The sequence below is a fragment of the Sphingobium sufflavum genome (genome assembly GCF_021403115.1).
Classification (GTDB): Bacteria; Pseudomonadota; Alphaproteobacteria; order Sphingomonadales; family Sphingomonadaceae; genus Sphingobium; species Sphingobium sufflavum.
Genome location: NZ_JAJSSH010000003.1, coordinates 216612 through 237743, shown reverse-complemented (window position 1 = coordinate 237743; position 21132 = coordinate 216612). Strand labels below are relative to the sequence as shown.

General features: G+C 65.8%; 19 protein-coding genes. 15 read left to right on the top strand and 4 right to left on the bottom strand.

Translation table 11 applies throughout. The features are described 5' to 3' along the window. The first annotated feature begins 312 nt into the window (after positions 1-312). Positions 313-1695 (top strand): MFS transporter, encoded by a 1383-nt coding sequence (locus tag LWE61_RS06760; RefSeq protein WP_234149278.1) that lies wholly within the window; start codon positions 313-315, stop codon positions 1693-1695. A gap of 41 nt (positions 1696-1736) precedes the next feature. Here the strand turns inward: LWE61_RS06760 and LWE61_RS06755 are convergent, their stop codons facing one another. Both LWE61_RS06755 and LWE61_RS06750 read right to left on the bottom strand, forming a co-directional pair. After that, on the bottom strand, positions 1737-2525 hold the full coding sequence (locus tag LWE61_RS06755) for a helix-turn-helix domain-containing protein (RefSeq protein WP_234149277.1): 789 nt from the start codon (positions 2523-2525) through the stop codon (positions 1737-1739). After that, on the bottom strand, positions 2518-3735 hold the full coding sequence (locus tag LWE61_RS06750; RefSeq protein ID WP_234149276.1) for an MFS transporter: 1218 nt from the start codon (positions 3733-3735) through the stop codon (positions 2518-2520). Before LWE61_RS06750 ends, LWE61_RS06755 begins: the two co-directional genes overlap by 8 nt. A gap of 172 nt (positions 3736-3907) precedes the next feature. On the opposite strand from LWE61_RS06750, the gene LWE61_RS06745 reads away from it, so the two are divergent. The 3 genes from LWE61_RS06745 to LWE61_RS06735 are packed head-to-tail and all read left to right on the top strand — an operon-like array spanning position 3908 to position 7671. After that, the gene (locus LWE61_RS06745; RefSeq protein ID WP_234149275.1) at positions 3908-6202 is read left to right on the top strand and encodes a TonB-dependent receptor; all 2295 of its coding nucleotides are present in this window, start codon (positions 3908-3910) and stop codon (positions 6200-6202) included. Between the two features lie 57 nt (positions 6203-6259). Beyond that, on the top strand, positions 6260-6577 hold the full coding sequence (locus tag LWE61_RS06740) for a hypothetical protein (protein WP_234149274.1): 318 nt from the start codon (positions 6260-6262) through the stop codon (positions 6575-6577). Beyond that, positions 6574-7671, top strand: coding sequence for a class I SAM-dependent methyltransferase (locus LWE61_RS06735; protein WP_234149273.1), 1098 nt, complete (start codon positions 6574-6576; stop codon positions 7669-7671). The genes LWE61_RS06740 and LWE61_RS06735 overlap by 4 nt, the downstream gene beginning before the upstream one ends. Here LWE61_RS06735 and LWE61_RS06730 read toward each other — a convergent pair. Next, positions 7668-8585 (bottom strand): LysR family transcriptional regulator, encoded by a 918-nt coding sequence (locus tag LWE61_RS06730; protein WP_234149272.1) that lies wholly within the window; start codon positions 8583-8585, stop codon positions 7668-7670. The two genes, LWE61_RS06735 and LWE61_RS06730, sit on opposite strands and share 4 nt — an antisense overlap. 130 nt (positions 8586-8715) lie before the next feature. Between LWE61_RS06730 and LWE61_RS06725 the strand changes: the two genes are divergently transcribed. Next, a complete protein-coding gene (locus LWE61_RS06725) occupies positions 8716-9855 on the top strand; it encodes a class I SAM-dependent methyltransferase (RefSeq protein WP_234149271.1) in 1140 nt (379 codons plus the stop codon). Between the two features lie 20 nt (positions 9856-9875). Here LWE61_RS06725 and LWE61_RS06720 read toward each other — a convergent pair whose 3' ends face one another. Next, positions 9876-10175, bottom strand: coding sequence for a DUF1330 domain-containing protein (locus tag LWE61_RS06720; protein WP_234149270.1), 300 nt, complete (start codon positions 10173-10175; stop codon positions 9876-9878). Positions 10176-10372: 197 nt separating this feature from the next. On the opposite strand from LWE61_RS06720, the gene LWE61_RS06715 reads away from it, so the two are divergent. The 10 genes from LWE61_RS06715 (at position 10373) to LWE61_RS06670 (ending at position 21090) form a co-directional block, all read left to right on the top strand. Further along, positions 10373-11458, top strand: coding sequence for a nuclear transport factor 2 family protein (locus LWE61_RS06715; protein ID WP_234149269.1), 1086 nt, complete (start codon positions 10373-10375; stop codon positions 11456-11458). 10 nt (positions 11459-11468) lie between these two features. Next, complete coding sequence (locus LWE61_RS06710) at positions 11469-13163, top strand: amidohydrolase family protein (protein ID WP_234149268.1); 1695 nt, start codon at positions 11469-11471, stop codon at positions 13161-13163. 35 nt (positions 13164-13198) lie between these two features. Then, entirely contained in the window at positions 13199-14047 is an 849-nt protein-coding gene (locus LWE61_RS06705; RefSeq protein ID WP_234149267.1) for an SDR family oxidoreductase, read from the top strand. After that, entirely contained in the window at positions 14044-15516 is a 1473-nt protein-coding gene (locus LWE61_RS06700; protein ID WP_234149266.1) for an aldehyde dehydrogenase family protein, read from the top strand. The genes LWE61_RS06705 and LWE61_RS06700 overlap by 4 nt, the downstream gene beginning before the upstream one ends. A 398-nt stretch (positions 15517-15914) precedes the next feature. Further along, positions 15915-16592, top strand: coding sequence for a TetR/AcrR family transcriptional regulator (locus LWE61_RS06695; RefSeq protein ID WP_234149265.1), 678 nt, complete (start codon positions 15915-15917; stop codon positions 16590-16592). Between the two features lie 593 nt (positions 16593-17185). Then, a complete protein-coding gene (gene ald / locus LWE61_RS06690; protein ID WP_234149264.1) occupies positions 17186-18292 on the top strand; it encodes an alanine dehydrogenase in 1107 nt (368 codons plus the stop codon). 145 nt (positions 18293-18437) lie between these two features. Then, positions 18438-19181: a DUF4198 domain-containing protein gene (locus LWE61_RS06685; RefSeq protein WP_234149263.1), complete on the top strand. Its 744-nt coding sequence runs from the start codon at positions 18438-18440 to the stop codon at positions 19179-19181. 25 nt (positions 19182-19206) lie between these two features. Next, positions 19207-19584 (top strand): hypothetical protein, encoded by a 378-nt coding sequence (locus LWE61_RS06680; protein ID WP_234149262.1) that lies wholly within the window; start codon positions 19207-19209, stop codon positions 19582-19584. Between the two features lie 214 nt (positions 19585-19798). After that, a complete protein-coding gene (locus LWE61_RS06675) occupies positions 19799-20467 on the top strand; it encodes a HupE/UreJ family protein (RefSeq protein ID WP_234149261.1) in 669 nt (222 codons plus the stop codon). Continuing rightward, positions 20464-21090, top strand: coding sequence for a hypothetical protein (locus LWE61_RS06670; RefSeq protein WP_234149260.1), 627 nt, complete (start codon positions 20464-20466; stop codon positions 21088-21090). The genes LWE61_RS06675 and LWE61_RS06670 overlap by 4 nt, the downstream gene beginning before the upstream one ends. The last annotated feature ends 42 nt before the right edge of the window (positions 21091-21132 follow it).

Sequence of the window (21132 nt, the reverse complement as noted above, 5' to 3'; positions counted from 1 at the left end):
AAAAACCATGCCTCTCAGCGCCTCTACGGTTCGCCCGCACCGTCGCCGGCCTGCCGACCACACGGTATAGTTTGAGAGACTCTCGGCCAATATCTGCGGCATCGACGATAACTCCGGCTACGAAATGGCCGATATTTCTGTTGAATTTATAGATAATCGCCAACGAGAGCCATTCAAAGCCTCGCCAGTGACAGGACCGGACATCCCCCTCCGGATTCCTCCGCCTGTCGGATAAAATCATCGTCCCAAATGGCGCTGCGCCCACTTTGCCCCAGTATGTTGGAAAGGCCGGCAAGGAAAAGGGTGACGATCATGGCGAGCATCACGGGGGAACAGCCGGTCGACGGCAAGGGCGTGCGACTACCCTTGCTGGCCTGCATCGGCTGGGGCGCAGGCACATTGGCGGTCGCCGCCCTGTTCAACTCGGTCAACGTCCTTTTACTACGCTATTTGGTTGATCATGTTGGTATAGGCGCGGCACTTGCGGGATCGCTGATCGCGCTGTCGAAGCTCTATGACGCAGTGATCGACCCCTTCGTCGGCGCGGCGAGCGACCGGAGCCGTTCGCGGCACGGACGGCGGCGCCCCTTCGTGCTGGCGGGCGGATTGATGCTGGCCGCCGCGGCGCTGTTACTGTTCAACGTGCCCACCAGCCTCAGCCCTTCACTGGTGCTGGCCTATGTCGTGTTCGGACTGCTCTTCTATTCCACCGCCTATGCGGTCTTTTCCGTCCCCTATATGGCGATGCCCGCTGAAATGACGGCGGACTATCATGAGCGATCGCGGCTGATATCCTTCCGCGTCTATGCGGTCGGCGCGGCCAGCCTTGTCGCCACCTTCGTCGGCCCCACGCTGATCGCGCGTGGCGGCGGCGGGCAGAGCGGGCATACGCTGATGTCCCTCTTCGTCGCGGCGCTGGCAGTCGCCGGATGCCTCTTCTGCTTCCGCGCCACGCGCGACGCCCCCTTTCATTATGGCAACTCCCACGAACGATTGGGCTTCGTGCAAAAGCTGCGCCTGCTGGCCGACAACAAACCGTTCGTGCTGCTGCTGATCATCAAGCTACTGCAACTCATGGCGCTGGCGGTGACGCAGGCTGCTATGCCCTTCCTCTTCAAGCAGGTGCTGCATTTCAGCGACGCGACGCTGGGCCTCTATTTCCTGGTCTTCTATATCTCCATGATGCTCTCGCAGCAGGTCTGGGTGCGGGTCGGACGCAACTGGGGTAAGCGTCGCGTCTACCTGATCGCCACCATCTTCTATGCGCTGGCCTATATGAGCTGGTTCTTCCTCCAGCCGGGCGAAGCGATTGCCATCACGCTGATGCGCGCGGTCGGGCTGGGCGTGACGGGCGGCGCGGTGCTGCTGTTCGGCCAGTCGCTGCTGCCCGACACGATGGAATGGGACTATCGCCGCACCGGCATGCGCCGTGAAGGCATGTTGTCGGCGGTCTATACGATCATCGAGAAGCTGGCATACGCGCTAGGCGCCGCGCTGACAGGGATATTGCTTGGCGCTTCGGGCTATGTGCAAGCGACCGGCGGCACGTCGGTAGTGCAACCGGACTCCGCAATCGACGCCATTTATTTTCTGGCGTCTATATGCCCGATGATCCTGCTGGCGCTGAGTTGCGTCGCGCTCGCCTATTATGATCTGAGCGAAGAGAAGCTGGCAGCAGCGGTGGAGGAGGGCTAAATGGCAGGCCACATCGCTTCTGCCCCTTACTCGCCGATGCCTCACAGAGTCGGCAGTTGGTCCAGATCATGCTCAACGGCGCTGGCGGCGGCTTTGAGTTCGGGCAAGAAGCGGTTCACGGCCTCCGCCATCCGCAGGGCCGACGCAAAGTAGATCAGCGTGATCGCGCCTGCGGGCTGGCCCCGGTCGAACAGGGGCAAAGCGATGCCCGATGTTTTCCCGGGATGGCGGGTGAAAGGGACGTTGCTGCGCGTCGCATAGCCCAGAGCACGAACCTGCGCGCGCAAATCCCCCTCCGCCAGCCGGTCCAGCGCATGACGTAGATGGCGCATGTCGATCAGGCGCAAGCCTGAGACAATATCCTGAAACTGCTCTTCCGGCAGGCTGCACAGATAGGCAATACCCGCCGCACATTCGAGCATCGGCAGGCTGTAGCCTGGATCGGGGCTGGAAAAGACCATGGTCGTGTGGCTGTGCGAACTGTCCTGCACCACCATGTCCGGGCCGATGCGCGTGGTGATCGACACTGGCCAGCCAATCCGCCGCGTCAGTGCAATGATATGGGGCCGCGCAGCCAGCACCAGCCGTCCACTGCCTTGATACCCCTGCGCTAGCGTGCGGACGAGGCCGGTCGCGCGAAACCGCTTGCCGCCGGGATCGCGCGCAATCAGCCCTTCAGTCGCCAGTGTCTGCGCGATGCGCGACGCCGTGGCATAAGCGATGTCACAGCTCTCGCAAATCTCGGTAATCGTCATGGTGCCGTTGCGGTTCACCGCCTTCAGTACAGCGATTCCCCGGCTGAGCGCCCGGATAGAGCCCCCTTTATCCACGGTCATCGCTGGACCCGACCGGCGAGGCATATTCCAGCATGAACAGAATAAGGGCCAGCGCCCCGCCATAAAGACAGATGGCGGCCCATCCCGCCAGCAGATAGAGCAGGCTGCCCACCGACACACTGATCGACCCGCCCAGGAAATAGGCCACCATATAGATGCTGTTGATCCGCCCCCGCGCTTCCGGCGCGAGGCGCATGGCGGAGGACTGGTTGGCGGCATGGCTCAACCCGCCGGCCAGATCGATCAGCAGCACGCCCGCGCACAAGAGCAGGACATCCCCATGCGGCAGCGCCATCAAGACATAGCCCGCCATCATCAGGAGTGCGGCGGCAATCTGCGTCTGGCGGAAACGGCCGCCATCGACCAGTCGCCCAGCAAAAGTCGCAGCCACCGCACCCGCTACACCGACAACCCCAATCAGGCCGGTTTCCAGCGGGCCAAAGCCATAGGCCACACGGACATGAGTGGCATAGGTGCCCCAGAACACCATCAACGCACCGAACGTCAGGGCGCCATTGATCGCATGACGCCGCAGACGCGGCATGGTCGCCGCCATGTGGAGGAGGGAGGCCATAAGCGGACGATAGCCGATCGCATGCTCATTGCGGCTCGCAACCCCATGGCGCGCCACAATAACCGCAACGATCAGGATGCACAGGGCGGATGCAGCATAGAGGCTGCGCCAGCCGACCAGCGGCTCCACCACGCCCGCGACGATACGGGACAACAGTACACCCGCCAGCACACCGGAAAGGACACGCGACGAAGCTTCCCCCTCTCGCCCCGGCAGCGCAAGCAGGGCGGCATAGGGCGTCATCAACTGCGCGGCACAACAGCCGAGTCCCACGAAGAAGGCCGATGTCCATAACATCCCTAGCGACGACGACAGCGCGTGCGCCATCCCCGCCGCCGCCAGCAACAGCAACACCGCGACGATCGCCCGCCGCCGCTCGAACATGTCATAGAGCGGAATGACCGTCAGCAGACCGACCGCAAGGCCGAACTGGGTGATCGCGGGCAGCGCCCCCATCATCGCCGGTGTCACGCCAAAACTATGCGCCATCACGGGCAGCAGCGGCTGGCTGAAATGGCCATTCGCTGCGACAAAGCCACCCGCGACGGACAGCATGGTGATGCTGCCCGGCATGGCGGATCGTGGGGCCGCAGGCGCGCAGGGAGCGATGATCGGATCGGATTGCCTCATGTCATCATATTAGGACGGTGACGAAACCCCGAGCCATCACGCTCCCGCATTTATCCATCAGGCGGTGATACGCGCTCACCACCATTTCACCCCGTCTCCCCAATGCGAATAGTCGACAGGTCTTTTCAGAACATCCCGGCGGGAAGGCCGGACATCATCGGGGGCAAAACAGATGAAGACCATGCACACTCAATTGCGCGCGTCCATTTCCGCTCTGGCGATCGCCTATGCCGGCCTGTCGCTCCCTGCCATGGCGCAGGAGTTAACAGGCGCAACGGCGGCCAATGATGAAGGCGGCGACATCATCGTGACCGCCCGCCGCCGCGAGGAAAGCCTCCAGCAGGTGCCACTGTCTATCAGCGCCTTCTCCGAAGAGACGCTCCAGCGCACCGGCACCGCCAGCCTCGCAGACCTCGCCACGCAAACGCCCGGCCTCGCCTTCCAGGATTCGAACGGCGCATTCCAGGCGCCCGTCATCCGCGGCATCGCGCAGGTCGATCAGGTCGGCGCGCAGGGCAATGTCGGCGTCTTCGTCGACGGCGTCTATCTCAACAACCGCTCTGGGCTCGAATTCGGCCTGATGGACATCGCCCGGATCGAGGTCGTGAAGGGTCCGCAAAGCGCGCTCTATGGCCGGAATACCTTCGCGGGCGCGATCAACTATGTAACGCGCGCACCCTCGACCAAGGCCTTGTCCGGCGCGCTGATCGGCGAGATCGGCGATTATGGCCGCCGCAAGATTTCGGGCAGCCTGAACGTGCCGGTGGTCGGGGATATGCTCGCCGTACGCGCCTTTGGCGGTTACGCCTCGTTCGACGGCACCATCCTCAACCGGCGCGATGGCCAGAATATCGGTGGCTACGACCATCGCTACACCTATGGCGGCTCGCTGCTGTTCACGCCCAGCCCGGAATTCACGTTGAAACTCTTCGGCTCCCACACCGACCAGCAGAATGACCAGGGACCGCTGGTGGGCACACCTGTCTCCTCCAACAATTGCGGATCGCAGGTGGTGCGGGGCGGCCAGACTTACAACACGTTCCTATGCGGCCAGCTGCCCACCTATACCAACGTCAACATGGACACGACCGTCGGCTATGGCCTGCGCGGCTATAGCGACCTCTTTTATGGTCAGGCCGCCTATGATTTCGGCCCGGCGACGATCACCGCGCTGGTCAGCCATACCAAGGCCAGCTTCTCCTCGCTGATCGACACCACCGCCGACCCGCTGGCCGTGACGCAGGTGTCGGCGGGCACGCGGTCGCGCCAGCAATATACCAACAGCGTCGGCGATTCGTCCACGGAGACGTCCGTCGATGTCCGGCTGGACTCGAACGGCAATGGCCCGCTGCAATGGACATCCGGCTTCTATTATTTCGACAGCAGCGTATCCGACGTTCTGGAACTGTCCGGGTCGCCGGTGAACCAGCCGACGGCACAGCCCATCGCCTTCTCCGTGCGCGGCGGCAACCTCGCGACCAGTGGATGGGCCGTATATGGCTCCGCAGCCTATGAACTGACCGACCGCTTCAATGCCCAGCTCGAAGTGCGCTACAATGACGAGGTCCAGCATTTCGGCGGGCGCGGATCGGCCGTGGCGGCGGTCGGCCGCCAGCAATATCGCTATGTGACGCCACGCCTGACGCTGAACTACAAGCTGGACGGCGCGCTCATCTATGGCTCCGTCGCGCGCGGTTACAAGACGGGCGGGTTCAACTCCAACGCCTTTGGCCTGGCACAGTTCACCTATGGGCCGGAAACGAACTGGACCTATGAGCTGGGCGTGAAGTCCAATCCGGTCCGCAACCTGCAACTCAACGCCACCATTTTCTACATCGACTGGAAGGACATCCAGACGCAGGTGCAAATCCCCAGCTCCACCCTGTCGGTGGTGCAGAACAATGGCGGCGCAAAGAGCTATGGCGTGGAGATGGACGCCACGTACAATTTCACCCGCGACCTGTTCGTACGGGTCAGCGGCACCAAATTGAAACCCACCTACAATAATGACGTGCGCGATGGCGAGGTGGCCGCGCCCTGTGGCGACATCACCGGTACGCAAATCAGCGTGAAGGGCTGCTCCTATGCGGTCGGCGGCAACCAGTTGGCCCGCACCACCGATTTTCAGGCGGCGGTGAGTGGTGGCTACACATTGCGCGACCTCGCACCCGGCGTCGATGCCTATGTACAGGCGGACTATAGCTATCAGGCCAGCAAATATTCGGACAGCCTGAATTTCCAGAGCCAGGGCGCTATCGAACTGGTCAACCTGCGCGCGGGCGTGCAGTTGCTGGACGGGATGGACGTGTCGGTCTGGGCCAAAAATCTGTTCGACGCCAAATATAATGCCCGCGCGACCGTGGTGGGATCGGTGGCAGACGGCTCCCCGCTGTCGGGCATCACCTACACACGCATTTATCCCGGTGAGCGTCGCACATGGGGCGTGACCGCATCCTATCGTTTCTGAGGCAGATGCCGGGCCGGGATACGCAAGACATAAAGCAAGAAGACAGGAAGAATACCCATGTCCAATACCTATCTCGGCCCGGATAATATCGACGATCTGGGTCGAATGGTCACGGCTCTGCTGACCGAATTGTGGATCACGCGCGATCGGGTGGCCGTGCTGGAACGCATGCTGGAGGATAAGGGCATGCTTCTCCCCGGCGAGGCAAACGACTATATTCCCGACGCGGGTTTCGAGGCGGAGCTCGAAACGTTGCGCGACCGGATGGCCGGCAATGTCATTGGCGCGCCGCTGGCCGCGCGGGAACGCAGCGTGGACCAGATACTGGCGCGGGCGGGCATGAAGCGCCCGGACAGCATGGACAGAACCGCATGAGGAACAGCCAGACGAGCGGGCTGGACCAACATGGCCGTGCAGGCGTAGCGATGCTGGGCGCGATGCAGAAATTCGCATCCAGTCATGTCCGCAACGCTGCACGGCGCGCCTATGAGGGGACACCGGAAGCTCAGGCCACACTCACCGCACCGGAAGGGGCCGACCGGCTCAGGATCATGGCATGGGTGCAGCAGTCGAGGGCCATCGCCGAACGCCAGCCACTCTACCGGATCGAACGGTTCATGCAGGCGTATGTCGCGCAATCCATCTATGAATTCGGCATCCCCGCCGTAGAAGCGCGTCGCGCGCAGTTCACTGCGGAGCCGGATGCTTTTGTCGACGACCGGATCGAACTCGATCCCGACCTTGTCCTGCCGGACTATCATGATTGCGACTGGCACCTGCGGCCGGGCGGCTGGGACGGCTATGACCTCTATGGTCCGCATGGCGTGCATGTCGTCAAACCGATTTTTGCTCTGGGCGGCTTTGCAGCGGCCCCGGTTGGCGCCAACATCGGCCAGCATCGTCTGGACGTGGTCGCCCAGTTGCCCCGGCGCGACTATGCCCGCATCTATGAACCGGGCTGCGGCAACGGGTCTACACTGATTGCCATCCACCGCCGCTTTCCGGGAGCCGAACTGGTGGCCAGCGACCTGTCCGCCGAACAGCTGCGCGCCGCCCGGCGACTGACGGGCACGCTCTCCATTCCCGTCACCCTCCGCCAGAGGGACGCGGCCACCGATACGGGAGAGGCGGACGCCACCTTCGACGCCGTCGTCACCTTCGCCCTGCATCACGAACTGCCCCATGCTGCCAATGTCGCACTGCTGAAAGAGATGTTCCGTATCCTCAAACCCGGCGGCGACATCATACTTAGCGACCCGCCCCCCTTTCGCGCGGTCGATGCCTTTCATGCGGTCCTGCTCGACTGGGACACGGACAATCGCGCCGAACCGTTTTTCTCGGAAGCGGGCGCATCGGATTGGGGCGCGGAGATGGAGCGCATCGGCTTCGTCGATGTGACCGCCCGCCCACTGGGACCGGACAGCTATCCTTGGGTCACGATCGCGCGAAAGCCGGGAGACGGCGGCTAAATCCCCGGGACATCCCGCATCCGGTCGGTCAACTCCCGGAACAGGCCCATCAACATCGTCACCGCCGGGGTGCGGATGATGTCGGGCCGATAAACCAGTCCTCCTTCGGGATCGCTGGCGGGCGTCTCCAGCGCATCGACCGGCACCAGCCTCCCCGACAGCAGCGCCGCCTGCGCGACCACATGGGGCAGCACCGTCAACAACCGGTTCTTGCTGACCAACTCAGCCAGCAACGCGATGGAACTGGACTGCACCAACCGCGCAGGCGGCAATATACCCCGGTCGGTGAAGAATGTCGTGAATGTCGACCGCAGCGCCGTACTGCCCGCCAGTGCCCACTCCTGCTCCGCCAGCACATCGATGCTCACCCCGCTCGCCCCCGCCAGCGGGTGGTTGGGGCTGGCATAGGTGCCGCACGGCAGGACGAACAGCGATTCATAGACCAGCCGGGGATCGCGAAACCCCGGCACGAACAGGGTGAAGCCGAAATCCAGCTCCTCCTTGACCAGTCGGCGGCTCAATTCCGGGTCCGAGCGCGTCACCACCGTCATATCCACATTGGGATAGGCGGCCGCGAAATTCGCCAGCGTCTCCGTCGCCAGCGCATAGGCAAAGACATTGTGGATGCCGATCTCCACATGGCCGCTCTTCAACGACTTGTACGACATCATCTCGTTCAGCGTCCGCGCCCGCGCATTCCATATGCCCTGCGCGCGGGGCAGCAATTGCTGGCCGAATTCGGTGAGGGCGACGCCCCGCGCCTCCCGCTTGAACAGGGGCAGGCCCAGATAGTCCTCCAGCGTACGGATCGAACGGCTGATGCCCGACTGGGTCAGGTTCAGTTCCTCCGCAGCCTTGCCCACGCTACCCAACCGGGCAGTTACGATGAAGTGGTGGAGATGTTGCATTTCCATCGTGAAACCTATCCGCCAGACGATAACAGATATGAGTTTAGGTCATCGACCCAAGACAATATCGAGTTTGAAACAGCATGCCATTGTCCCGTAGCTTTCCCGTCATTGAAGCGTAACGGGAGCCGGTTCGATGACATTTTTCACCAATGCGCCCCCCACGGGCACCGCCTCGTCGCTGGGCCTGACCCAGCATGGCCGGGCGGGCATGCAGATGCTGGGCGCCATCCAGAAATTCGCCTCCAGCCGGATGCGCCCGGCGGCACGCGCCCGTTTCGAAGGTGACGAACAGGGCGCGGCGTTGACGGAAACTCATCGAACCGGCCCACAGGATCGCGATGCAGTCCGGGAGCGGGTGACGCGGGCCCAGGTCGTGGCCGACGCCGATCCCGTCTTCCGGCTGGAACGCTTCCTCCAACGCTATGTTGCCGAGGAGAATTTCAACCGGGGAATTCCGGCCATTGAGGAACGGCGGGCGACATTCGCCGCCTTCATCGCCGACAGCCCTGCGATGGAAGCAGACCGGCTGCACCTCGACCCCGACCTCACCCCGCCTGCCTATCAGGCGCGGACGGAGTGGCATCTGGAGCCGGGCGGCTGGGACGGCTATGACCTGTATGGCCCGCTGTTCGCCTTTGCAGTCGGACCGCATGTGTTCCGCCATGGCGGCTATGCCGCCGTCAGCGCGGGCACCGACATCACGCAGCAGCGCATCGACGCGGTCAGCCAGTTTCCCAAGGACAGCTACGACCATATCTATGAACCGGGGTGCGGCGGGGTATCGACGTTTCGCGCGTTGGCGACCGTTTACCCGAAGGCGCGCCTGACTGGCTGCGATCTCTCCCCGCTGCTGCTGCGCAACGGCCATATGCTGGCGCAGCGGCAGGGGCTGGACGTGACACTGAAGCAGCGGGAGGCGACCGAAACGGGCGAGCCGGACGCGAGCGTCGACGGAGTGATGACCTATGCTCTGCATCATGAATTGCCGCCCAGAGAGAATGCCGCATTGTTCCGCGAGATGTTCCGCATCCTGAAACCGGGCGGCGACATCGTGCTGAGCGACCCGCCGCCGTTCCGCGCCGTAGACATGTTCCATGCGGTGATCCTCGACTGGGATACCGACCATCGAGAGGAGCCGTTCTTCACTGCCTCCTGCCTTTCCGACTGGGGCGAGGAGCTGGAAAAGGCCGGTTTTGTGGATGTGGAGGCCTATGCCATCGGGGCGGACGGCTATCCGTGGATCACACGGGGGCGCAAGCCTGAAACCGCCTGACGGACAGGGTGCAGGGCGGGTCAGGCGACCAGCCTGATGTGGAAACGGCCCGCGGCGTCGCGGAGGGGCTGCGCGGCCTGATAGTCCGGCGAGGCGATATAGGCGCGGGCGGCGTCGGCGTTCGGGAAGCGGATCAGGATCACGATTTCGCCCGCGCCGCCTGCATTTTCCACCGCCCCGGCCAGCGTTTCGACCGTGCGGCCGCGCACCAGCATCTCGCCGCCGATCCGGTCGTTCAGGCCGGAAATGGCGGTGCGATAGGCCGCGAAGGCGGCGGGATCGCGGACGTCGACGGTGGTCAGGATGAAGGCGTCTGGCATGGTCGGTTCTTTCAACATTACCAACCGAACCCTGTGTTTTCGAAGCGGGCGGGGACAGGGGCCAGCCGCACTTTCTCCACCCTGTGGTTAGAGGACGCCAAGACAGGTGGCCGCGCGCGCAATGCGCCTATCGTCCCCCAAGAGCCTGTCTTGCGCCCCTTTGTGGCCCGAATCCGGCAAAAAACGGGAGAAATCACATGAAACTGCCCCCCATCATGCTGTCATGCGCCCTTGTCCTGACGCCGGGCATCGCATCGGCGGCGCAGGGCGAGGATGTCGCACCGGGCACGGGCGCGGGCACGGGCACGACGAGCATGGACGCGGGCGTCGGTGCGGGCACAGGTGCGGGTGCGGGTGCGGGTGCGGGTGCGGGTGCGGGTGCGGGTGCGGGTGCGGGTGCGGGCAACCCTAAAGCCAAGGACACACTGACGGTCAAGGACGCTGCAAAGGGCAGGGGTGACCCGCACGGCAAGGATATCGCAAAGGCCGAGCGATCCTCACAGGGCAAGGATGTCGCGGAAGGCGCGCACGCCCGGCAGGGTAAGAACAGCGCGCAAGGCCAGCACGCCGCGCAGGACAAGGATGCTACGGGGGGCAAGACACGCGCACGGAGCGAGCCCATCGCGCGGTCCAAAGACGCCGCGAGGGGCGAGACATACGCGCAGGTCCAACACGCCCCGCACGCCGCGCTCACCCCGCACGCCGCCCAGCCCCCGCACGCTCCGCAGTCCAAGGGCGCCGCACAGGCCGAAATCTGGGCCAAGGAACGGGCGATCTATGCCGCGCGCGGGCGGGGCGACATCAGCGTCTATCTGTCCAACACCGCCACCGACTATCTGGCCTGGCCGCCGCTGCGCGCGCAGCCGGAGGGCAATGCGGGTCTCGACAAGACGGGCCGCGAGCTGAAGGGCAAGAATCAGGAGACGCTGGCCATGCACCTGACCGGCTTTGCCCTGAACGGCGACACGGCGGTCATCTATTATGACACGCACCGCACCCGCCGGTCGGACGGCACCCCCGCCGACGAGCGGTTCGAGGTGACGCACACCTGGGTCCGGGAAAAGGGGCTGTGGAAAGTGTTCGGCGGCATGGCCCGCGCGACACCGCCGCGCCCGATTGCGGCCAGGACGCCCCTGCAATCCTCCCCTGCGGCTGTGGCTGCACCGGCACCGGCACCGGCACCGGCACCGGCACCGTCGCCCGCGCCAAGCCCGGTGGCAACCCCTGCCCCTGCCCCTGCCCCTGCCCCTGCCCCTGCTCCCACTCTCAGCCCCGCGCGCTGAGCCTCCCGCCGTGCCGGAACCGCGCAGCGTCGATACGCTCATCCACAACGCCTATGTCGTGACCATGGACCGGGACCGGCGCGTGTTCACCGACGGCTGGCTGGCGTTCGACGGCGGGCGGATCGTCGGTGTCGGAAGCATGGGCGGGAGTAGCATGGACCGTGCGCCGACGGACGGGGCATGGACGGATGAGGCGCGGCCGGATGGAGCGCCGACGGATGGGACGCGGGCGAACGAGGCATGGGCGGACGAGGCAGGGGGCGATAGGTCGCGGGCCGACAGGGCACAGGCCGAAGGGGCACCTAGCGACGGGGCGCGGGCCGACGGAGTGCAGACGGACAGGGTGCCAACGCACGGGGCGCGCATGGGCGATTGCGGCTTTGTGGGGCGGCGCAGCATCGACGCGCGCGGGCGGATGGTGATACCCGGCATCGCCAACGCCCATAACCACCTCGTCCAGAATGCGTTTCGCGGTTATAATGACGACCGCTGGCCGGTGCTGGACATACCGGCGGCGGTCGTGGCGCTGCTCCACCAGTTGCAGGCGCTGACCGCCCGGCTGGACGCGGAACGGGCGTTTATCCTGACCCGCGCCCATACGCTGGACCTGCTGCGGTCCGGCTATACCGCGACCCATGACGAGCATTTCACCAACATCCGCAAAGACAGCGCCGACGGAAGCTGGGCGGCGGTGGAGGCGTCGGGCCTGCGCGGCTTCCTGTGCCGCTGCATCGTCAACGCCGACCGGATGGCGGCGGACGGGCGGGAGACGGTGGAGAAGGGGTTGCAGGAGGCGGAGCGGCTGCGCGCCCGTTTTGCGTCCGACCGGATCGAGGTGGCGACCGGGTTCCTGAACTTCCAGTTCCTGAACGATGCGGGCGACATGCGGCGCATCGTCGACGGCGCGGCGGCGATGGCCATGCGCGTCGATGTGGACATGACCGACAACAGCCGGGGGGCGGCGTTGCGCGCGCGCGGGTTCGAGGGGGGACAGGTGGACTATTATGCGCGCCACGGCCTGCTCGACCAGCCCCTTTATGCCGGCAAGGCGGTGTCCATCCTGCCCCATGAATATGGGTTGCTGGCGCAGGCGGACGCACGGGTCGCGCTGGTGCCGATGTTGCGCTTCTTCGACGGCACCGGCCTGCATATCCATGATTTCCTGGCGCAGGGCATGATGCCCGGCATCGGCACGGATGCGCCGCTGGTCAGCGATTGCCAAAGCCCGTTCGAGGCGATGCGGATGGCCATATTGGCGCAGAATATCGCGGTGAAGCGGGACAAGGCGGCGGGCCTGCCACCGCCCGACCCGGCGCATTGGGCGGTGGCGGAGACGATGCTGGAGATGGCCACGCTGGGCGGGGCGCGGGCGCTGTTCCTGGACGATCGGACCGGATCGCTGGCGGTGGGCAAGGCCGCCGACTGCGTGATGCTGGACCTCTCCCGCGCCACCACCGGGCCGGGCGCGGATAGGCGGCGGGACATCGGCACAGTGGTGTGGGCCGGGTCGACGGTGAATGTCGATAGCGTCTTTGTCGCGGGTGAGGCGCTGCTGGAGCAGGGCCGATCGACCCGGTGGGACGAGGAGGCCGTGATGGCGGAGGCGCGGGACGTGATGTCCGCCCTGATCGCGGAGGCGGGTCTGGACGGGTTGCTGCCCCCGCGCGTGCCGGGCCGCCGCTTTCGCGGCTGGACGTATCAGTGAACAAAACGGGGCACAGGGAACGGGATATGGGAACGATGCGGCAGACGGCGGTCATCACGGGCAGCACGCGGGGGCTGGGGCGCGGTCTGGCGGAGGAACTGGCGCGGCGCGGCTACCAGGTCGTCGTCAGCGCGCAGGGGGAGGAGGACAGCGTGCGCGCGGCGGCGGAGGTGTCGCCCGATGCGCTGGGCGTCCCCTGCGACGTCAGCGACGCGGATCAGGTGCAGCGTCTGTGGGACCGGGCGGTGGCGCGGTTCGGCGCGGTGGACCTGTGGGTCAATAATGCCGGGCTGGCGCTGACCGGCCAGCCGCTGGCCACCCTGCCGCCGGAGGATTTCCGCACGATGCTGTCGATCAACCTGATCGGCGCGATGCAGGGGTGCCAGGTCGCGCTGCGCGGCATGACGGCGCAAGCGACCGGCGGACGGGCGGGTCGCATCTACACTGTGCTGGGCGCGGGGGCGGACGGCCAGCCGGTGCCGGGCATGACAGGCTATGCCACCACCAAGCGCGCGCTCCAGTTCCTGACGCACAGTCTGGCGCAGGAGACGGCGGGCGGGCCGGTCCGCATCGGCGCGATCAGTCCGGGGCTGGTGATGACCGAGGGGTTCCTGCGCGAACATCGGCGGATGGTGGCGGGGCCGGAACGGGCGGCGCGCGAACGCTGGGTCAATGTGATCGGCGACCATGTGAGCACCATCGCGCACTGGGCCTGCGACATATTCGCGTCCAGGCATGAGCAGGGCGCGGAATTCGTCTGGCTGTCGGCGGAAAAGATCGCGGCGCGGCAGCGGGACGAGCCGGGGCGGGACATACTCTCCCGCTACCTGCGCGACGAGGATGGATCGCCCGCGACGGGCACGCAGGAAGGAGCGACGGCATGATGGATTTCGAGGAGATTTACGGTCATGTCCCCGCCGATCTGGCGGGATGGATCGCGGACCTGTCGCTGGCCATGACCATCGACGGGGCGGATGCGGACCCCGATGGTGTGCAGGATGTGATCCATGCCTGTGACGAGCGGCTGATCGCCCGATCCCCTGATGCGGGCGCACGGCATGTCGATGCGGCGGTGGCGGCGGCGCGGGCGGCCTTTCCCGGCTGGGCGGCGACGCCATGGGCACAGCGGCGCGCCATGCTGGAGGCGTTCGCGGATGCGCTGTGGGCGGCGCGGGCGCCGCTGGCGCTGCTGATCGGGGCGGAGGCCGGGCGGCCGCTGCGCCGGGCGCTGAGCGAGGTGGTCTTCGCCGTCGGCTATATCCGCACATTGGCGGCGCAGACATTGGCGGAAGTGCCCTATCAGGTGGCGGGGATGCAGGCGCGGCTGGTCCACCGGCCGCTGGGCGTGGTGGGGGCGATCGCGCCGTGGAACGGGCCGGTGATACTGGCGGCGGCCAAGATCGCCAACGCGCTGCTGTCCGGCGACACGATGATCCTGCGGCCGTCGCCCTTCACGCCGCTGTCCGCGCTGATGCTGGGGCGGATCGGGCGGGGCATCTTCCCGCGCGGCGTCTTCAACGTCATCACCGGCGACGCGGATGTGGGCGCGGCGATGACCACCCACCCCGGCATCGCCAAGATCAGCTTTACCGGATCGACCGCGACCGGGCGGGTGATCGCGGCGGCGGCGGCCCCGACCCTGAAGCGATTGACGCTGGAGCTGGGCGGCAATGACGCGGCCATCGTGCTGCCCGACGCGGACATCGACCTGCTGTGCGACACGCTCTACCGCACCTCCTTCGAAAATGCGGGGCAGTTCTGCGCCTGCATCAAGCGCCTGTATGTGCATGAAGCGGTGCGGGATGCGGTGGTGGCGGGCCTGACGCAGAGGCTGGCGGCGGCGCGGATCGGCCCCTGCCTCGACCCCGCCACGACGATGACGCCGGTGCAGAATCGCAAGCAGTTCGAACGGGTGTGGGGCCTGATCGACGACGCGGCCGTGCGGGGCGGGACCATCCTGTCCGGCGGCGAACGGCTGGACAGGGGGCTGTTCATCCCGCCGACGCTGTTCATGGGCGTGGGCCATGGCGTGGCGCTGGTGGACGAGGAACAGTTCGGCCCCGTGCTGCCCATCCTGCCCTTCCGCGACGTGGAGGCCGCGCTGGCCGACGCCAACAGCGGCGAGATGGGACTGGGCGGGTCGGTGTGGACCGCGGACGTGGAGCGCGGCCTTGCGCTCGCCGGGCGCATGGAGTGCGGCACCGCCTGGGTGAACCAGCATGGCGCCTTCACCGCCGCGCTGCCCATGCCCTTTGCCAAGCAGTCGGGGATCGGCATGGACTATGCCCATTATGGCGTCGCGGAGCATAGCCGCCCGATGTTGCTGAACGTGCGGGTGCCGGTGGCGGGATAGACGGGAGAGCGGCGGGTGGTGTCAGGGATTGCGGTCATTCTCCTGACACCGGGTGAGGAGGAGGCTGGACCCCGGATCAGGTCGGCCATCATCCCGCCGGAGCATGTCGGATAGAAAACAGCGTTCGCCCTGAGCGTGTCGAAGGACGGTAATTTTCTCCCAAGCACCGCACCCAGAGGAAAAAGCCGCCCTGCGACACGCTCAGGGCGAACGGATTTCTATTTCCCCCTGTCCACGAACACCCCGCCCCAACCCCGCCGCATATCCCCCAACCGCCCATTGCAGCCGATCCCGCGCCCCAACCCCGCCGCCCAAAGTTTTTCCGTCCCGTGCACGCCGCCCCTTGACGAATGGTGCTGCGTCCTCCTTCACAGGGGGATTGCGCAGGAGTGCGTGCCGTGACGAAAAAGACAAGCGACCATCCGATGCCCAGCCAGACCCCGGTTCCGACCCCGCCCCCCTATCGCAGTGCGCAGCGCGTCTCCCGCATCGCGTCCACGCGGGGGCTGGACCCGCGGCAGGTGCGCAGCGCGGAGGCCCTGCGCAGCGCGCTGCTGCGCCTGCTGGAGCGCAAGGGTTTCGACCAGATCACGGTCAAGGAAATCTGCAAGGAAGCGGGCGTCCATAATGCGACCTTCTTTCGCCACCACCCGGACAAGGACGCCCTGCTCGACCATGTGGCGGCGGAGGAGATCGACCGGCTGGTCGCCATTTCCCTGCCCGCCGGCCATAACCGCGAAGGCTATCAGGCGCTGTGCGACTATGTCGGCGAGCATCGCGTCCTGTGGAGCGCGCTGCTGATCGGCGGCGCGGGCGGGGCGATGCGCGAGGAATTGATGCGCGTCTCCAAAGCGGTGGCGAGCACCTATCCCGGCAACCAGAGCTGGCTGCCGCTGGAACTGTCGATCATCAGCACGACGACGCTGATCGTGGAGACGATCGCCTGGTGGCTGTCGCAGGACGTGGACGCTTATTCCCCGAAGGAGGTTGCCGGGATCCTCGACGATCTGGTGGGGTCGGTGGTCATCAGCGAGAGACCCTCCGCGAAGAAAGCGGGCGCGAAGACCAAGGGCTGAACCGGATACCGAGCCTGCGCCCGGCAAGGGCGTGGCTGGCGCGGGCGTGGCTGGCGCGGGCGTGGCTGAGGCGGGCATGGCTGACGCGGGAACGGAGCCGGAGCGGGGCGACAGTTCAGGGATGGATCGCCGGGCAGGTGGGGGATGACCCCGCTGATTGCTGTGCCACCTATCCTCGCCCGCGCGCTGGTCCCGCGCGCATCCATCGCACCGGTGCGGATTTAGACCATGATGACTTTTCCTGGAATCGTCCTTGCGAGCGTAGCAAGCCCCAGATGGGCGCATTTACCGTCATCACGTTTCAAGTGGCGCGTGGCGGAACGGGGCAAATCCCCCTTCCTATTGGCCATTATCCTGCTTGAGCCTGCCATCCTTTCGCGTTCGTCTGTCCTACATATCCAAACAGGATAATGGCCCTCCCTCTCCCCGTGCACAGGGTCGTGCGGGCGCGGCCTGACAGGCGCCCACCGCGCGATCATATCGCCGTGCCGCACCATAACGGCCAAACCATCCTTCAAATCCCCGCCATTCGACGGCCTATGCCGCCCGCGCCGCCCTAGCCTGACGGCACAGCAAGACGCTCGGAGGCACTCATGATCGTTGGCGTTCCCAAGGAAATCAAAACTCACGAATATCGCGTCGGCCTGACGCCCGGTTCCGTCCGGGAGATGGTCGCGGCGGGACACAGCGTCCTGGTCGAGCGCGACGCAGGCGCGGGCATCGGCATGGATGACGACGCCTATATTCGCGCGGGCGCGCAGATCGTCGGCACCGCCGCCGACGTGTTCGCCACCGCCGACATGGTGGTGAAGGTGAAGGAACCGCAGCCGTCGGAATGGACGATGCTGCGCCCCGACCAGATATTGTTCACCTACCTCCACCTCGCCCCCGACCCGGATCAGGCGCGCGGCCTGATGGCGTCGGGCTGCTCCGCCATCGCCTATGAAACCATTGTGGACCCGCGCGGCGCGTTGCCCCTGCTGGCCCCGATGAGCGAGGTGGCGGGTCGCCTGTCGATCGAGGCGTCGGGCGCGGCGCTGCGCCGCCATGCGGGCGGGTCGGGCATCTTGCTGGGCGGCGTGCCCGGCGTGGCCCCGGCGCGCATCCTGGTGATCGGCGGCGGCGTCGTCGGCACCCATGCGGCGCGCATCGCGGTCGGCATGGGCGCGGCGGTGACGATCATCGACAGCTCGCTCAATCGCCTGCGCCAGCTCGACGAGCTGTTCGACGGCCGGGTCCGCACCCGCCTGTCCACCCTCGAGTCCATCGAGCAGGAGATTGCGGAGGCGGACGCGGTGATCGGCGCGGTGCTGATCCCCGGCAAGTCCGCGCCGAAACTGGTCACCCGCGCCATGCTGGGCCTGATGAAGCGCAACGCGGTGCTGGTGGATGTCGCCATCGACCAGGGCGGATGTTTCGAGACGTCGCGGCCCACCACCCATGACGACCCGACCTATGTGGTGGACGGCATCATCCATTATTGCGTCGCCAACATGCCCGGCGCGGTGCCGCAGACGTCCAGCTATGCGCTCAACAACGCCACCCTGCCCTATGCGCTGGCGCTGGCCAACAAGGGGCTGGCCGCGCTGGACGAGGATGCGGGTTTCCGCGAGGGGCTGAACATCCATCGCGGCGCCATCGTCAACGCCTCCGTCGCGCACAGCCTGGGCGATGCCTTCGCCCCGGTGGCGGTCCACTGACCGGCGGGCGGCCGATTCCGTGGGCGGTCCCAAAACGCCCGAATCTGCCGCCATGCCGCCTACTGCGATATAAAAGTCCGGGCGCAGGCCATAGCCTGTTCCTCACAGGGTCGCACAAAACCACCCGCCCAGAAGGAGTTAGCGCATGAAACTCAGGCTTTCCTCCCCCAGCTTCGTCGCCGCGCTCGCCGCGACCGCCCTCGCCCCGATCGCGGCCGATGCCCATGGCATCTGGTTCGCCCAGCGCGCCAAGCAACTGGCCATCATCTATGGCGTCGGGTCGGACGACCTCGACATGGTGAAGCGGTTCGGGCTGATCGAGAATGTCACCGCCTATGACGCCGATTACCAGCCGATCAAGGCCACGCCCCGCATCGCGGGGCCCATCGTCCTGATCGACGCCGACGCGCCGCCGACCGTCGTGACCGGCGTGCTCCAGAACGGCATCTGGTCGCGCATGGAGGGCGGCGAGTTCGAGAAGAAGACGCTGGAGGAAATGCCCGGCGCCAAAGTGTCCGAAAAGAACATCAAATACGCCGTCAGCATCCAGGGGCCGCTGAGCAAGCCCATCCCCGCGCTGCCGACCCAGACGCTCCAGATCGTGCCGGTCGGCGCCATCCCCACCACGCTGGGCCAGCCGCTGAAATATCAGATATTGTTCCAGGGCAAGCCCATCGCGGGCGCGCGGGTCATCAACGACATGGTCAACGATCCCGATGCGAAGGAACAGATGACCGCCGCCGACGGCACCATCACCCTGCCGGTGCGCAACCAGGGCCTGAACGTGATCCGCGCGGTCTATAACGGCCCGTCCGACGCGCCGACCAAGTACCGCAAGATCGAGCATACGGCGACGCTGAACTTCACCCTGGCCCACGCGCCGGAATGATGGCCACCCTGATCGGAGAATGACGATGAAGACGACACTCCCCCTCCTCCTCTGCCTCTCCGCGCTGGGCCTTTCGGGTGCGGCCCTGGCGCATGGCATCACCAAGCCGCAGCATGGCGGCGTCGTGCAGATGACCGGTGAAACCCTGTTCGAACTGGTCACCGCCCCGGCGGGCGTCACCGTCTATGTGCTGGACGAGGACGAGCCGGTGGACGCCGCCGCCATGACCGGCAAGCTGACCATCTCCGCCGCCGGCAAGAAGAGCGAAGTGGCGCTGGCCCCGGCGGGCGGCCATAAATTCTTCGCCAAGGGGCTGAAGCTGCCCAAGGGCGCGAATGTCGGCGTGATGGTCGTCGATAACGCCAGCAAGGCGCGATACGGGGCCACCTTCCTCATCAAATAAGCCTCTCCCCCTGCGGCCCGTTGTCAGAAATGATGGCGGGCCGTCCCTTCGAAGGGGGTGTCGCGAACGCCTTTCCTCCCCACCGGAGAAGGCCGGGCGGGCCACATCACCACGATCCGCCAGCCGTCAGCCGTCTTCCCCCTTCCCTCCCGCAAAGGGCCTTGCGATGCGCCTCATGCCTCCCCGACTTCGAAGCCTGCCCGCAACCGCCCTCATGACCGTCGCCCTGCTCGCCTTTGCCGGTGACGCACTGGCCCATGGCGTGGCGGAAGGGGACAAGGCCTTCATCATGGCCAATCCGGGGGTCAACATCATCCCCTACATGTACCTGGGCGCCAAGCATATGGTGACGGGGTACGACCATCTGCTCTTCCTGTTCGGGGTCATCTTCTTCCTCTACCGCCTCAAGGATGTGTGGACCTATGTGACCCTGTTCGCGATCGGGCACAGCACCACCCTGCTGGCGGGCGTGATGTTCAACCTGCACGCCAACCCGTTCATCATCGACGCGATCATCGGGCTTTCCGTCGTCTATAAGGCGCTCGACAATCTGGGCGCCTTTCCGACCCTGTTCGGTTTCCAGCCGAACCAGAAGGCGGCCGTCCTCATCTTCGGCTTCTTTCATGGCTTCGGCCTCGCCACGAAATTGCAGGATCTGGTTTCGTCTCGCGACGGACTGCTCACCAACCTGATCAGTTTCAACATCGGCGTGGAAACCGGACAGGTGATCGCCCTGTCCATCATCCTGATCCTGATGACGCTGTGGCGCACGACGCCCAGTTTCAACCGCAGCGTCGTCGTCGCCAACGCCGCGCTGATGTGCGCGGGTTTCGTCCTCACCGGCTATCAGATCGCCGGCTATTTCGCGGAGACTGCATCATGACCGCCGCCAACAGCACGCTTCCCTATCAGGCATCGCGCGGCGCGCTGGGCCGTGCCACGCTGGGCGCGGCCGCCGCCGCCGCCGTCATCCTGACGCTGGTCGTCCTGCCCGCCGAATGGGGCATCGACCCGACCGGCGTGGGCAAGGCGTTGGGCCTCACCCGCATGGCGGCGGGCGCGGAGGCGGAGGATGCGCCGGACAGCGCGACGCCGCAAAGCGCCGCGACGCAGGCCCCAACACAGACTCTGACGATCCCGGCGCAGGTGAAGGAAAATATCGAAGCGCGCACGCCGCTGCGCTCCGACGAAAAGACGCTGACCCTCGCGCCGCACAGCGGCATAGAGGTCAAGGCGCATATGGCGAAAGGCGATCATCTGATCTTCCGCTGGACCTCCACCGCGCCCATCCGTCAGGACATGCATGGCGAGCCGAGCAAAGGCCCGGCGGGCGCGTTCAGCACCTATTGGAAGCAGAAAAATCTGAGCGAGGCGCAGGGGTCGTTCACCGCGCCCTTCGACGGCACGCACGGCTTTTACTGGCGCAATGGCGGCGAGACGCCGGTGACGATCACGCTCAAGACATCGGGATTCTACAAGGATCTGTTCGAGCCGCCGGTCGAGTAAACGGGGCCTGACATCGGACCGGCGGCGGGCGGCGGCGGGCGG

Excerpts from the sequence above, each read along its gene's own strand:
- LWE61_RS06760 (WP_234149278.1), top strand. The coding sequence starts at position 313 with ATGGCGAGCATCACGGGGGAACAGCCGGTCGACGGCAAGGGCGTGCGA.
- LWE61_RS06750 (WP_234149276.1), bottom strand. The coding sequence starts at position 3,735 with ATGAGGCAATCCGATCCGATCATCGCTCCCTGCGCGCCTGCGGCCCCA.
- LWE61_RS06745 (WP_234149275.1), top strand. The coding sequence starts at position 3,908 with ATGAAGACCATGCACACTCAATTGCGCGCGTCCATTTCCGCTCTGGCG.
- LWE61_RS06740 (WP_234149274.1), top strand. The coding sequence starts at position 6,260 with ATGTCCAATACCTATCTCGGCCCGGATAATATCGACGATCTGGGTCGA.
- LWE61_RS06735 (WP_234149273.1), top strand. The coding sequence starts at position 6,574 with ATGAGGAACAGCCAGACGAGCGGGCTGGACCAACATGGCCGTGCAGGC.
- LWE61_RS06730 (WP_234149272.1), bottom strand. The coding sequence starts at position 8,585 with ATGGAAATGCAACATCTCCACCACTTCATCGTAACTGCCCGGTTGGGT.
- LWE61_RS06725 (WP_234149271.1), top strand. The coding sequence starts at position 8,716 with ATGACATTTTTCACCAATGCGCCCCCCACGGGCACCGCCTCGTCGCTG.
- LWE61_RS06720 (WP_234149270.1), bottom strand. The coding sequence starts at position 10,175 with ATGCCAGACGCCTTCATCCTGACCACCGTCGACGTCCGCGATCCCGCC.
- LWE61_RS06715 (WP_234149269.1), top strand. The coding sequence starts at position 10,373 with ATGAAACTGCCCCCCATCATGCTGTCATGCGCCCTTGTCCTGACGCCG.
- LWE61_RS06705 (WP_234149267.1), top strand. The coding sequence starts at position 13,199 with ATGCGGCAGACGGCGGTCATCACGGGCAGCACGCGGGGGCTGGGGCGC.
- LWE61_RS06700 (WP_234149266.1), top strand. The coding sequence starts at position 14,044 with ATGATGGATTTCGAGGAGATTTACGGTCATGTCCCCGCCGATCTGGCG.
- ald (WP_234149264.1), top strand. The coding sequence starts at position 17,186 with ATGATCGTTGGCGTTCCCAAGGAAATCAAAACTCACGAATATCGCGTC.
- LWE61_RS06685 (WP_234149263.1), top strand. The coding sequence starts at position 18,438 with ATGAAACTCAGGCTTTCCTCCCCCAGCTTCGTCGCCGCGCTCGCCGCG.
- LWE61_RS06680 (WP_234149262.1), top strand. The coding sequence starts at position 19,207 with ATGAAGACGACACTCCCCCTCCTCCTCTGCCTCTCCGCGCTGGGCCTT.
- LWE61_RS06675 (WP_234149261.1), top strand. The coding sequence starts at position 19,799 with ATGACCGTCGCCCTGCTCGCCTTTGCCGGTGACGCACTGGCCCATGGC.
- LWE61_RS06670 (WP_234149260.1), top strand. The coding sequence starts at position 20,464 with ATGACCGCCGCCAACAGCACGCTTCCCTATCAGGCATCGCGCGGCGCG.